General features: G+C 69.4%; 13 protein-coding genes. 5 read left to right on the top strand and 8 right to left on the bottom strand.

All coding sequences use genetic code 11. The features are described 5' to 3' along the window. Positions 1-9: 9 nt before the first annotated feature. On the bottom strand, positions 10-732 hold the full coding sequence (locus AWC02_RS09315) for a FadR/GntR family transcriptional regulator (protein WP_085128479.1): 723 nt from the start codon (positions 730-732) through the stop codon (positions 10-12). A gap of 25 nt (positions 733-757) precedes the next feature. Here AWC02_RS09315 and AWC02_RS09310 point away from each other — a divergent pair, with 25 nt between their 5' ends. Genes AWC02_RS09310 through AWC02_RS09300 form a run of 3 tightly spaced genes read left to right on the top strand, consistent with a single transcriptional unit; the run spans position 758 to position 3,962 of the window. Next, positions 758-1,744 (top strand): hypothetical protein, encoded by a 987-nt coding sequence (locus AWC02_RS09310; protein ID WP_085128478.1) that lies wholly within the window; start codon positions 758-760, stop codon positions 1,742-1,744. After that, complete coding sequence (locus AWC02_RS09305; RefSeq protein ID WP_085128477.1) at positions 1,741-2,097, top strand: hypothetical protein; 357 nt, start codon at positions 1,741-1,743, stop codon at positions 2,095-2,097. Before AWC02_RS09310 ends, AWC02_RS09305 begins: the two co-directional genes overlap by 4 nt. After that, entirely contained in the window at positions 2,094-3,962 is a 1,869-nt protein-coding gene (locus AWC02_RS09300; RefSeq protein ID WP_085128476.1) for a GMC family oxidoreductase, read from the top strand. Before AWC02_RS09305 ends, AWC02_RS09300 begins: the two co-directional genes overlap by 4 nt. Before the next feature lie 10 nt (positions 3,963-3,972). Here the strand turns inward: AWC02_RS09300 and AWC02_RS09295 are convergent, their stop codons facing one another. Together AWC02_RS09295 and AWC02_RS09290 are read right to left on the bottom strand one after the other, a co-directional pair. Further along, the gene (locus AWC02_RS09295) at positions 3,973-5,412 is read right to left on the bottom strand and encodes a DUF4185 domain-containing protein (RefSeq protein ID WP_085128475.1); all 1,440 of its coding nucleotides are present in this window, start codon (positions 5,410-5,412) and stop codon (positions 3,973-3,975) included. Positions 5,413-5,544: 132 nt separating this feature from the next. After that, positions 5,545-6,447: an LLM class flavin-dependent oxidoreductase gene (locus AWC02_RS09290; protein ID WP_085128534.1), complete on the bottom strand. Its 903-nt coding sequence runs from the start codon at positions 6,445-6,447 to the stop codon at positions 5,545-5,547. A gap of 47 nt (positions 6,448-6,494) precedes the next feature. Here AWC02_RS09290 and AWC02_RS09285 point away from each other — a divergent pair, with 47 nt between their 5' ends. Then, the gene (locus AWC02_RS09285; RefSeq protein WP_085128474.1) at positions 6,495-6,884 is read left to right on the top strand and encodes a VOC family protein; all 390 of its coding nucleotides are present in this window, start codon (positions 6,495-6,497) and stop codon (positions 6,882-6,884) included. A 115-nt stretch (positions 6,885-6,999) separates the two neighbouring features. On the opposite strand, the gene AWC02_RS09280 is transcribed toward AWC02_RS09285, so the two are convergent. The 5 genes from AWC02_RS09280 to AWC02_RS09260 all read right to left on the bottom strand — a co-directional run bounded on the left by AWC02_RS09280 (position 7,000) and on the right by AWC02_RS09260 (position 11,711). After that, on the bottom strand, positions 7,000-7,476 hold the full coding sequence (locus tag AWC02_RS09280) for an Rrf2 family transcriptional regulator (RefSeq protein WP_085128473.1): 477 nt from the start codon (positions 7,474-7,476) through the stop codon (positions 7,000-7,002). A 25-nt stretch (positions 7,477-7,501) separates the two neighbouring features. Continuing rightward, the gene (locus AWC02_RS09275; RefSeq protein WP_085128472.1) at positions 7,502-8,230 is read right to left on the bottom strand and encodes a 3'(2'),5'-bisphosphate nucleotidase CysQ; all 729 of its coding nucleotides are present in this window, start codon (positions 8,228-8,230) and stop codon (positions 7,502-7,504) included. After that, a complete protein-coding gene (cysC, locus tag AWC02_RS09270) occupies positions 8,227-10,080 on the bottom strand; it encodes an adenylyl-sulfate kinase (RefSeq protein WP_085128471.1) in 1,854 nt (617 codons plus the stop codon). The genes AWC02_RS09275 and cysC overlap by 4 nt, the downstream gene beginning before the upstream one ends. Further along, positions 10,080-11,018, bottom strand: a complete 939-nt coding sequence (cysD, locus tag AWC02_RS09265; protein WP_085128470.1) for a sulfate adenylyltransferase subunit CysD — start codon at positions 11,016-11,018, stop codon at positions 10,080-10,082. The genes cysC and cysD overlap by 1 nt, the downstream gene beginning before the upstream one ends. Before the next feature lie 201 nt (positions 11,019-11,219). After that, the gene (locus AWC02_RS09260) at positions 11,220-11,711 is read right to left on the bottom strand and encodes a beta-class carbonic anhydrase (RefSeq protein ID WP_085128469.1); all 492 of its coding nucleotides are present in this window, start codon (positions 11,709-11,711) and stop codon (positions 11,220-11,222) included. 183 nt (positions 11,712-11,894) lie between these two features. On the opposite strand from AWC02_RS09260, the gene AWC02_RS09255 reads away from it, so the two are divergent. After that, positions 11,895-12,872 (top strand): ABC transporter permease, encoded by a 978-nt coding sequence (locus tag AWC02_RS09255; RefSeq protein WP_085128468.1) that lies wholly within the window; start codon positions 11,895-11,897, stop codon positions 12,870-12,872. Positions 12,873-12,894: the final 22 nt, after the last annotated feature.

Raw genomic sequence — 12,894 nt, 5'->3', positions numbered from 1 at the left:
CCCAGCCGCTCAGCCCTCACCGCTGTGGCGTGCGGCGGCGAGCATGCGCTGGCCGCTGGCCTGCAGATGCGCCCGCATCGCGGCGGCGGTCCGGGCCGCATCGCGAGCGATGACTGCGTCGGCGATCGCCGCCAGAGCAGTCCGTACGGCGCCGGCGTCCTCGAAGGCCGCGGTGAGCTCGTGCTCGCGGCCACCGAAACCCTGCTGCACCCAACCGAACATCAGGGCCAGGGCGCGATTGTGGGTGGCCTGGATGAGCACTGCAAAAAAGGCAAGCTCCGCGGTCTGGAGCACTTCAGGGCGGTCAGCGGCGCGCACAAACTCCACAGTCGGGCGCAGGGCAGCCAGGTCCTCGGATGTAGCGCGACTGATGGCCAGCTCGCCGATGAGCAGACCGAGCGCCTCCCGGATCTCCAACAGCTCGGCGAGGAAGTCGGGACCCAGCTTGCGCAGCAGGACCTCGACGATCGCCGGATCGGTCAGCGCCGCCGGCTCACGCACCAGATTCCCGCTGCCCTGCCGGGCTTCGATCAGCCCCATGTGCTGCAACCGGGCCAGCGCCTGCCGCAGCGATGTCCGGTTGACCCCGAGTTGTTCGGCCAGGTCACGCTCCGGCGGCAGCACCGAACCCGGCGGATAAGCGCCGTCGACGATCGCCTCGATGATCGACGTCGCGATCTGCTCGTCGAGGCGCCGGCGCTGCGGTTGCCCGATGGGGCTTGACTGGTCCATTGGCTCAACCAATACAGTACGCAGGATGACGTCAAGTGATGTGGCATCGGCGGCCGCCGCCCGCTGGCGCGGACAGTCCGGTCGCCTTGAGGTGTGGTACGCGACCCTGTCGGATCCGGTGAGCCGCGCCGGCCTGTGGATCCACCACGAGATTGTCGCGCCGACCGACGGCGGGCCGCCGTTCAGCCATGGCTGGATCACCTGGTTTCCGGCGCAGGGCGAACCGCAGACGCAGCGGCTCGGCCCCGAGCCGCTGGCGCCCCACGAGCACGACGGCAGCTGGTACCGCGGCGCCGGTGGCCGGGTCGGTCCGGGCTTTCTTGGCGGAAGCGCCGGTGCCATGGAATGGGACCTGCGCTGGACGGACCCCGCAGCACCGCTGTGGACCTTCCCCCGATTCGTCTGGGAGCGCGAGCTGCTGCCCGGCGCGCAGGTGGTGTTGGCCCCGACCGCCGAGTTCCAGGGAACGCTGTCGCTCAACGGGACTGCGCACAAGATCGACGGATGGCGCGGCGCGGTATCGCACATCTACGGTCACGGAAACGCCGAGCGGTGGGGCTGGATCCACGCCGACCTCGGCGGCCAGGACGCCCTCGAGGTCGTCACCGCGGTATCGCGACGGCCGGGCCTGCGCGCGCTGCGGCCGGTGGCGTTCATCCGGTTGCGCGCCGATGGCCGGGACTGGCCGGGCAGCGGCCTGCCGGCCGTGCGAGTGCGCACCAGCCTCGACCTGCCGCGGTGGCAGCTGGAGGGACGAATCGGCAAGCGTGACATTCGAATACGCGTCGATCAACCGGCCGAGCGATGCGTCAGCATGCGCTATCAGGATCCCGACGGCGCCGTCGCGGTGTGCACCAACACCGGGCAGGCCGATATCCACATCGAGGTCGGCCGGCACCGGCGCGGCGTGCGCATCGTGGAACGCAGCTGGTCGGTGTCGGGCACCGGCCATGCCGAGATCGGCTTCCGCGGCGACGCGGCGCCCACCGTCAACGAAAGGTCGCTTGGATGAGTTTTCTGCTTGATCCCCCGATGCTGGTGGCCGCCGGCGTCTTGATCGAACGCGAAGTCGACGTCGCCGAGCGTGATCTGGCGGAGGCCGCGGTGCTGGGAACCTTCTTCGGGGCATCCTTCGGGTTGTACAACAACGTCCCCGGCTTGGGCATCATGTGGCGGCCCTTCGGCTCGCGCGACGGCCGCGACTTCATGTGGAACAGCGGGATTGGGCGGCTTCGCACCGAGTCGTTGGGATGGCGCGCGCACGCTGTGGCGGCGGTCCTCTTCGCGACGTATCCGTTCTTCCTCAAATTGGGCCGCCGCCTTGGTCGGCGTCGTTCTGCTCGCCGACTCACGTTGGTCTCATGACACTCGCCGGCCGCGCCGCCGCGTCGTTCGGTGCCGCGCTGTTGCCGCAGGAGCACGGCGGCCCCCCGCCGGAGGTGCTCGTCGCCCGGATCGAGCGTTACGTCCGACAGCTGCCCGGTGGCACCAGGCTCGCGGTACGCGCCGGGCTGCTGTCGATGGCGGCAGCCGGCTACCTGGGGACCGGCCGCACCGCGCGCCGCCTGACACCCGATGCGCGAGCGGCCGTCCTGCGCCGCATCGCCGGACTCGGTGCAGCCACCGAGGCGGCAGTCGACGGCCTCAAGGCGGTGGCACTGCTGGCCAATGGCGCCGACACCTACGCGGGCGAACTGCTTGCACACGCGCAGTCAACCCCGGTCGTGCGGCCCGACGCAGCACTGTCGGTCACCGCTTCGGCCGAAGCCGCCACGACGATTCGCGCCGACGTCGTAGTTGTCGGCTCCGGCGCCGGTGGCGCCATGGTGGCGCGGACGTTGGCGCGGGCCGGCCTGGACACGGTGGTGCTCGAGGAAGGCCGGCACTGGACGTCCGAAGAGTTCCGCACCACGCACCCGATGGACCGCTATGCCGGTCTCTACCGCGCCGGGGGCACCACGCTCGCGCTCGGCCGCCCGCCGGTGGTGCTGCCCATCGGCCGCGCCGTCGGCGGCACCACCGTGGTGAATTCGGGTACCTGCTATCGCCCGCCGGCAGACGTGCAACAACGATGGCGGGATCACTTCGGCCTGGCACTTGCCGATCAGGATGTGCTGGCACGCGCACTCGATGACGTCGAAGCCACCCTGCAGGTCGGCCCGGTTCCCCACGACATCATGGGCCGCAACGGCTCTCTGCTCTTGGCAGGTGCCCGCGAACTCGGCTGGAGCGCTGCGCCGCTCACCCGCAACGCCCCCGGCTGCGGCGGCTGCTGTCAATGCGCGTTGGGCTGCCCCCGCAACGCCAAGTTCGGGGTCCACCTCAACGCGCTGCCGCAGGCGTGCGACGCCGGGGCCCGCATCATTTCCCAGGCCCGGGTGACTCGGGTGTTGCATTCGCGTGGTCGCACCCGCGGGGTCCGCGCGCTGCGACCCGACGGTTCCACCTTCGAGGTGCTCGCATCGACGGTGGTGATCGCCAGCGGCGCCGGCGAGACGCCGAAACTTCTGTGGCGCAGTCGACTCGGCAGTCACCCCCGTCTCGGCCGCAACCTGGCCCTGCACCCCTCGGTCCCGCTGGCCGGCCGTTTCGACGAAGAGGTGTACGCCTGGAACGGCGTCCTGCAAAGCGCAGCGGTCGAGGAGCTGCACCGGTCACACGGCATCCTGATCGAGGCCACCGCCACGCCGCCCGGGATGGGGTCGATGGTGTTCCCGGGCTACGGCCGGGAACTGCTGAGCTGGCTCGACCGGGCGCATCACATCGGGTCGGTGGGCGCCATGGTTGCCGATGAGGGCGTGGGGCGAGTCGTCCGAACAGCGCGCGGCCCGGCCGTGCTGCGCTATGACATCACTGATCGGGATCTGGCCAAACTGGTGGTGGCGATCGAGGCCATGGGCCGCCTCCTATTTGCCGCCGGCGCGGTCGAGGTGATCACCGGCCTGTCCTCGGCGCCCACGGTGTCCTCGGTTGCGGAGTTGAGCGACGTTCTGCACCGGGCCGATCCCCGGCGCCTGCACCTGGCGGCGTTCCACCCGACGGGCACCGCCGCCGCCGGAAGCGACGACCAGCTGTGCCCGGTCGACGAGCGCGGGAGACTGCGCGGAGTGGACGGCGTCTGGGTCGCCGATGCGTCCATCCTGCCCAGCTGCCCCGAGGTCAATCCCCAGGTGTCGATCATGGCGCTGGCCCTGGCGGTGGCCGACGAGGTGATCGCCTCGCGGTGTTGAGCGGTCGCCCTCAGCCCAGCACCGTGCGCATCAGCATCACGTCGTAGGCGTTCCACAGCGACAGGGTGAAATACACCTCTTTGCCGGTCGACCAGGGGTGCATGTAGGGCGCGTAGATGCCGCCGGGAATCTGGCCGGTGGGGATCAGCGTCTGCTCGGCGCTCCACGGACCCTGCGGCGTCGGCGCGGTGCGGGCCACGACGTCGTTGCCGCCATTGCCGTACAGCGCCAGGTACTGGCGCAGATAGGTGTTGTACTGCACCGACATCTCGCCCACCGGTCCGGGGATCACCGGTGTGGCCGCAGCCGGGTTGTTGGGCACCCACGCCCCGTTGTCGCCGTTCCAGTACTCATATGTGGTCAGGTCCGGAATGGTGCGCTCGGGCACCCGCGACAGGTACGCCGAGCCGCCGCGGCCCGAGGGCGTGCCGTAGGAGTACAGGTAGCCGTCGTTGCCGCGCAGGAACGCGCCCATCTGAAACTTCTCGTTACCGGGCACGAAGCGCGCCCGGGGGACGTTCTCCGGCGACGTGGACCGCACCGTGCCCGGATAGACGCCCCACGTTTCGCCGTTGTCGTTGGAGACCGCGATCGCCGAGTAATTGGTGGACCACTCCCCGTCGCGGCCCCACTTCTTGATCGACATGAAGTTCATGTACTGGTTGCCGGCAATCCCGATTGCAGCAGTGGGGATCATGCCTTCCTGGTGGGGAGCCAGTTGCACGGCGGGCAGAATCTGCTTGGAGAAATTCGCTTGCCGCAGTGGCGAACCCGAATACTTGTTGCCCACCGCTCCGGCGGTCACCGTGATGCCGTCGGACAGGTTGTTGTCCTGGCTGCGCAACAGCACGTTCTTGCGCCACTGCTTGCCCTCGATACGGCAGTAGCCGAACGTGTCGCCGAACGCCATGAGGATCTGCCTGTTGACGGGATCCCCGTTGTCCCAAGGGATGCCGAGGTCGGTTCCGGAGATGCCGAAGCGTTCCAGTGTCTTGTTGGGGCTGTTGGGCCCGGTCACCCACTCCACCAGGGACGTCTGCGCACCGGCGATGGCCCCGCCGGGATCGGCGGTGGAGATGCCCTGGTCCGCACCGACGTTCGGAACGGGCTGCACCGGCTGGGCGACGTTCGGGGCGGCCTGGCCGGCGGGGTTGGGAACCGGCGGCACCACCGCGGCCTGCTGCTTGATGGTGCCGTTCGGGTTGATCAGTGCGGCGATCAGCGGGCCCAGCTTGGGCAGCGGCGCCTGATCGTTGGTGCCGCGGGGCCGGCGCCCGGTCGGCATCTGCCCCGCCCCGGTGGTGGGCGATCCCGGCGGCGGGTCGATGTTGGCCTCGGGGGCGTGGCAGGTTGCGGCGTTGGCGGGTGGGGCGAATTCGGTGGCGGCCACCAACCCAAGAACCACCGCCGGCACCAATGCCGCCGAGACGATTCGACGCGTCGCCGACATGTCCCACCTTTCCCCGGACCCGGTGCCGGGTCTCACTCCCCTGCGACCCTAGTGATTTCTGGGGCTGGTGTGGCTGGCGGTGAACGATAGAGACGTTTCCGTGACGGTGTCGCAACCAGCAGGAAAGCCCGCTCAGCCAGCGCGGCTGATCTCGGCGACCACGTCGGCCACGCTGCGCAGCTGGCCCAGGTCCGAGCTGGTGGGAATCAGGTGGACCTCATCGGTGCCCACCGCCGCAAACCGGCGCAGCACCTCGGCGAGCTCGTCCTCGCTGCCCGCCCAGCCGGTCGAGGGCGCCATCGCCTCGACGTACTCGGCGGGAATCCAGTTCATGTAGCGCAGCAGGTGCCGGCGGACCTGGTCGCGGGCAGCGTCGCGATCACCCAGTGCGAACCAGAACGACGTCGCCAGCTGCGGCTTGCCCCGGCCCGCCTGGTGCCAGGCGTCGCGCGCGACGTCGAACAGTTCGTTCTGCTTGGCCACATCAAGGTCCATGGTGATCCCGGCCAGGCCCTCGGCCCACGACGCGGCACTGCGCAGCGTCTTGGGACCGATGGTGCCGACCAGCAGCGGCGGCCCACCGGGTTGCACCGGGCTCGGCCCCACCGGCAGCACCGACTCGGTGACCTTCTCCCCCGCCCATACCCGTCGCATGATCGCCACCGCGTCGGCCATCGCGCGCATCGTCTGCGTCGCCGGGTCGGCTCCGACAGCGCGATAGTCCTCGACCCGGCCGCCCACGCCCAGCCCGACGGTGAGCCGGCCGTCGCAGAGCACGTCCGCAGTGGCCAGCGCCTTGGCCAGCATGACGGGGTCGTGCAGTTGCGGGACGATCACGGTGGTCACCAGGCGAACCCGCTCGGTCCACGCCGCCAGCGCACCCGCCAACGTCAGGCTGTCCGGGTTGGCGAAGGCGATCCGTTCGCCCCAGCACAACGCCGAGAACGGCCCGTCGTCGATAGCGCGGGCCCAGTCACGCAGCAGCGTCGCATTCAGGTCCGGTTCCATCACCGGCATGGTCATTCCCACCCGCATGACCGCGATTGTGGCATGCGCGCCGCGCACGGCCGACACTGGAACGAATGGGAATCTCCTTCAATCACACCATCGTGGCCGCCCGTGACAAGCAGACCTCGGCAGCGTTTCTGGCCGACCTGTTCGGCCTGCCCGAACCGCAGCCCTTCGGCCACTTCCAGGTGGTCGCCCTCGAACACCAGGCCAGCCTGGATTACGCCGACGTGCCGGCCGGTGAGCCGATCCGGCCGCAGCACTACGCCTTCTTGGTCTCGGAGTCCGACTTCGACGCGATCTACGCCAAGATCTCCGACCGGGGGCTGGAGCACTGGGCCGATCCCGGCGGCAGCCAGGCCGGGCAGATCAACCACCGCGATGGCGGGCGTGGTGTGTATTTCCGCGACCCCGCCGGCCACAACATGGAGATCCTCACCCGCCCGTACGGCTCCGGCGGTTAGCGAGGCTCGACGCAGGAGAGCCGAAGCTGAACCGCCGCATCAAACCCGGCGGTTAGCGAGGCTCGACGAAGGAGAGCCGAAGCTGAACCGCCGCACCAAGCCCCGCGGTTAGCGTCTAACCCCCCGAATGCCCCCGCTGGCGCTCTTGGGTGCGGTAGTCGGCGGCCAGTTCGACCACGTGGTCGGGCAACTGCCCCGACGCCACGTCGGCCAGGCTGGTCTTCTCCAGCACCGAGCGCATGCTGGCCCGCAACGCCCGCCACACGTCGGTCAGGGCGGCGGTCGGACCGGAGTAGGGCAGATCGCCCATGCCGATGTCGCGAACGCTGGCCAGCGGACCGTCGATGCAGCGCAGCACGTCCGCGACGCTGATCTGGGTTGCCGCCCGGGCCAGTTCGTAGCCGCCGTCGCGGCCGCGCTGGCTGCGCACCAGCCGGTCGGTGCGCAGATCGGACAAGATGTCGACCAGGAACTGCGCCGGAATGCCTTGCGCTGCCGCGATCTCATCGGTCTTCACCAGGGCGCCGGGCTCGGCGGTGGCCAGTTGGACCATCGCTCGCACCGCGTACTCCGCCTTGGCCGACATGCGCATTGCGAGCATTCTTCCATCTGGTGGGTCAGTTGACTGCCGAGAGCACCGCTTGGGCGTATTCGGGGCGGCACACCACGAGGTCGGGCAGCAAGGGGTCGGCCCGGTTGTAGACCAGCGGCGAGCCGTCCAGGCGGGAGGTGTGCAGCCCTGCGGCTCGGGCCACCGCCACCGGGGCCGCCGAGTCCCACTCGTACTGCCCGCCGGCGTGCACGTAGACATCGGCGGTGCCCTGGACCACAGCAGCCACCTTCACCCCTGCCGAGCCCATCGGCACCAGAACACCGTCCAGCCGGGCGCGAACGGCCTCGGAGATCGCCGGGGGCCGGCTGCGCGACACCGCGATCCGGGGCGCGCCGTCGGCGGCGGGCGGTGCGGCAACCGACGGGGTCGCCAGCGTGATGTCTCGTGCGGGCAGGGCCACCGCCCCGGCTGTCAGATCGCCGGCCTGCCACAGCGCCACATGCACGGCCCAGTCGTCACGGCCCAGTTCGCTGAACTCCCGGGTCCCGTCGAGCGGGTCGACGATCCACACCCGTTCGGCGCGAAGCCGGGCCGGGTTGTCGGCGCCTTCCTCGGACAGCACCGCATCCTGCGGCCGCGCCTGCGCCAGGGCAGCCATCAGGAATTCGTGGGACCGCCGGTCCCCGGCGGCCTTGCGCTCGGCTTCGCCGGCCTCGGCCAGTTCCTGGCGCACCGCCAGCAGCAGCCGGCCGGCCTCGGTGGCGAGGTGACCTGCCAGCTGGTGGTCGTTCACTGCCGAGCGTCGATCGCTGCGACCACCTGACGGGCCTGCTCGTCGATGCTGTCGTCGGAGGTCAGGCGCACGTCGGGATTACGCGGCCGCTGATACGGGCTGTCGATGCCGGTGAAGTGGGTGATCAAGCCCGCCCGCGCCTTCGCGTAGAGCCCCTTGGGGTCACGCTGCTCGCACTCCTCGAGCGAGGTGTCGCAGAACACCTCGATGAAGTCGAATCCGGCGTCGGTGTGCACCTGGCGGGACAGCTGCCGATGCTCGATCATCGGGCTGATGGCCGGCACCAGCACGATCTGGCCGGAGTCGGCCAGCAAGGTGGCCACATGGGCCAGCCTGCGCAGGTTCTCGGCGCGGTCGGCCATCGAGAAGCCCAGGTCGGCGTTGAGGCCGTGCCGCAGGTTGTCGCCGTCGAGAACGTAAGCGGGCGTGCCGCGTTCGAGCAGCAGCTGTTCGACGCGCATCGCCACCGACGACTTGCCCGCACCGGAGAGGCCGGTCAACCACACGGTGAGCCCCTTGGACAACCGGTCCGCCGCGGTGACCAGTGACTGGTGCCGCACCGTGTTGGGGCTCGCCGCACGCGGCGACACGTCGCGCAGCACCATGCCGGCGGCCACGGTTCCGTTGGTGGCCTGGTCGATCAGGATGAACGAGCCGGTGGCGTCGTTGCGGGTGAACTCGTCGAGCATCAGGGGCACCTGGGCACGCAGCGAGACGCGGCCGAGCTCGTTGAGCTTGAGCTCGTCGGCGTCTTTGTCGCGGTGCAAGGTGTTGACGTCGAGTCGGTAGTCCAGCGCCATCACCTTGACCCGGGTGGTGCGGGTGGTGTGCTTGATGACGTAGTCGTTGCCCGGCTGCAGGGTCGCACCGTCGGCCATCCAGCACACGGTGGCGTCGAAATCCTGAACCACGCGCGGCTGGTTGTTGGTCCGGGCGATCATGTCGCCGCGTGAGATGTCGATGTCGTCGGCGAGGCTCACCGAGACGGCCATCGGCGGAAATGCCTCGGCCACAGCGCCGTTGGGCCCCTCGATCGCGGCGACCCGGGTCGGCTTGCCCGACGGCAGCACCACCACGTCGTCGCCGGGACGCAGCACGCCGCTGGCGACCGTACCCGCGTAGCTGCGGTGGTCGGCATGCTCGTGGGTCTGCGGCCGGATCACGTACTGCACCGGGAACCGGACGTCGACCAGGTTGCGGTCACCGGCGATGTAGACCTCTTCGAGGTGCGACAGTAGCGCCGGGCCGTCGTAGAAAGGCGTCTTGTCGGACTTGGTCACCACGTTGTCACCGAGCAGCGCCGAGATCGGGATGGTGGTCACGTCGTGGACGTCCAGGCGGGTGGCGAACGAATGGAAGTCGTCGCGGATCGCCTCGAATTTGTCGGCGTCCCAGTCGATCAGGTCCATCTTGTTGACGGCCAGCACGATGTGGCGGATGCCCAGCAGCGATGCCAGGAAGGTGTGCCGGCGAGACTGCTCCTGCAGGCCGTGCCGGGCGTCGACCAGCACGATCGCCAGCTGGGCGGTCGAGGCGCCGGTCACCATGTTGCGGGTGTACTGGATGTGCCCCGGGGTGTCGGCGATGATGAATTTCCGCTTGGGCGTTGCGAAGTAGCGGTAGGCGACGTCGATCGTGATGCCCTGCTCGCGCTCGGCGCGCAGCCCGTCGGTGACCAGAGCCAGGTCGGTGTAGTCGTTGCCGCGTTCGCGCGACGTGCGCTCGACGGAGGCCAGCTGGTCCTCCATGACCGCCTTGGAGTCGAACAGCAACCGTCCGATCAGCGTGGACTTGCCGTCGTCGACCGAGCCGGCCGTCGCGATTCGAAGCAGCGTGGTGGCCGCACCCATCAGAAATACCCCTGCCTCTTGCGGTCTTCCATGCCTGCTTCGGAGATCCGGTCGTCCGCGCGCGTCGCGCCCCGCTCGGTGAGCCGCGAGACCGCTGTCTCGGCGATCACCTCCTCCACGGTGGCCGCCGTGGACTCCACACAGCCCGTGCAGGTGACGTCGCCGACCGTGCGGAACCGGACGGAGGTCTCGAACACCTCTTCGCCGTCGGCGGGCCGCAGGAACTCGTGGTCGGCCAGCAGCATTCCGTCGCGCCGGAAGACCTTGCGCTGGTGCGCGAAATAGATCGACGGCAGGGCGATCTGCTCGGTGCCGATGTAGGACCAGATGTCGAACTCGGTCCAGTTCGACAGCGGGAACGCCCGGATGTGTTCGCCCTTGCGGTGCCGGCCGTTGTACAGGTTCCACAGCTCGGGGCGCTGGGCCTTGGGGTCCCACTGGCCGAACTCGTCACGGAAGCTGAACACCCGCTCCTTGGCGCGGGCCTTCTCCTCGTCGCGCCGGGCGCCGCCGAACGCGGCGTCGAACTTGTTCTCCCGGATCGCACGCAACAGGGTGACGGTCTGCAAGGGGTTGCGCGACGGACCGTCGTCGACCACCCGCCCGGCGTCGATGTCGTCTTGCACCGAGGCCACCACCAGCCGGACTCCGGTCTCGGCGACGAGCTCGTCGCGCGCGGCGATGACCTCTTCGAAGTTGTGGCCGGTGTCGACGTGCATCACCGGGAACGGCAGCCGGCCCGGCCGGAACGCCTTGACGGCCAGATGCAGCATGACGATGGAGTCCTTGCCGCCGGAGAACAGCAGCACCGGACGTTCGAACTCCGCGGCCACCTCCCGGATGATGTGGATGGCCTCGGCCTCCAGCGTGCGCAGATGCGTGAGCTGGTACTGCCCGGCCGTGGTGGCTTCCGGCGGCGCGGCGACGTTACTGGTCATGACTTCCTTGCCAGGGATACCCGGTAATCTTGGTGAGACTTACCATATTTATTGGTTATAGCTGGCTATGCAACCAGTCGCACCGCGGTGCTGTCAACGTGACGCATGCCAACGCACGATGCGGGGCCCGCTGCCTTGCGACAGGGGGCCCCGCACCGCGTTGCACCAGACCTCACCCACCCCGCAGGGCAGGTGCGGGAATTACAGCGTGACCTCGTCGAGCTTGCCGGTGGCGACGTCGAACACGAACCCGCGCAGCGACGTCGTGGCGGTGATGAAAGGGCTGGCCTGGATCCGCCGCAGCGACTGGCGGACGTCCTCGGCGGCGTCGGGGAACGCCTCGGCCGACCAGGTCGGGCGGATGCCGGTCTCCTCCAGGATGGACCGCTTGAAGTCGTCGTCGGTGAACGTCAGCATCCCGCAGTCGGTGTGGTGGATCAGGATGATCTCGCGGGTGCCCAGCAGCCGCTGGCTGATCGCCAGCGAGCGGATCGCGTCGTCGGAGACCACGCCGCCGGCGTTGCGGATGGTGTGCGCCTCGCCCTCGTTGAGGCCCAGCAGACGATAGACGTCCAGGCGAGCGTCCATGCAGGCGACGATCGCGACGTGCTTGCTCGGCGGCATGGGCAGCGGGCCGGTGAAGGTCTTCGCGTATTCCGCGTTGTTGGCCAGGTACTCGTCGGTGACGGTCACAGGTTCTCTCTTTCTGTCGGATTAGTGGTGCCGGAGTCGTGCGGAGCCTAGTGAAGGTTCTCGGGGATTTCACGGGTAAAAATCAGCCGAGTTTCTTTCCCACTCGCCCCCGCCCCGGACACGAGCGCAGATCGGCAAGGCGCATCCGGCGCGGTCGCGCCGCGGCCCTCTACCCTGTGGGCCATGACGCGGTTTCTGGCCGGGCGGGCGCTGAACTATCTGGTGCTGCTGGGCCTGGCCTCGTTCCTGACGTTCTGCCTGACCTCCCTGGCCTTCGCGCCGCTGGACAGCCTCATGCAGCGCAACCCACGTCCACCGCAGGCCGTCATCGACGCCAAAGCCGCCGAACTGGGCTTGGACAAGCCGATTCCGCTGCGTTACGCGCACTGGGCCTCGCACGCGGTGCGCGGCGACTTCGGCGTCACCGTCACCGGCCAGCCGGTCTCCGGCGAACTGGGCCGACGCGTCGGGGTCAGCCTGCGCCTGCTGGTCGTCGGTTCGCTGGCCGGCACCGTGATCGGCGTGGTGGCCGGCGCGTGGGGGGCGGTACGCCAGTACCGGCTGTCGGACCGCGTCATCACCCTGGCGGCGCTGCTGATCCTCTCGGTGCCCACCTTCGTACTGGCCAACCTGGTGATCTTGAGCGCGCTGCGGGTGAACTGGGCGCTGGGCACCCAACTCTTCGACTACACCGGCGAGACCTCCCCGGGCCTGGTGACCGGGTTCTGGCCGGGGCTGGCCGATCGGCTGCAGCACCTGGTGCTGCCGTCGCTGACCCTGGCGCTGGGCGCGGCCGCCAGCTTCAGCCGCTATCAGCGCAACGCGATGCTCGACGTGCTGGGCCAGGACTTCATCCGCACCGCACGGGCCAAGGGCCTGACCCGCCGGCGCGCCCTGTTCAAACACGGGCTGCGCACCGCGCTCATCCCGATGGCGACCCTGTTCGCCTACGGGGTGGCCGGGCTGGTCACCGGCGCGGTGTTCGTCGAGAAGATCTTCGGCTGGCACGGCATGGGCGAGTGGGTGGTGCAGGGCGTGGCCACCCAGGACACCAATATCGTCGCGGCCATCACGGTGTTCTCCGGCGCGGTGGTGCTGCTGGCCGGGCTGCTCTCCGACGTCATCTACGCCCTGCTCGACCCGCGGGTGCGGGTGTCATGAGCCGCGCCGCCGAGGGCCGCCA

The organism is Mycolicibacter engbaekii, assembly GCF_002101585.1.
GTDB classification, from domain to species: Bacteria; Actinomycetota; Actinomycetes; order Mycobacteriales; family Mycobacteriaceae; genus Mycobacterium; species Mycobacterium engbaekii.
Note: the sequence above shows the minus strand (reverse complement) of the source record. Positions and strands in the feature narration are given on the sequence as shown.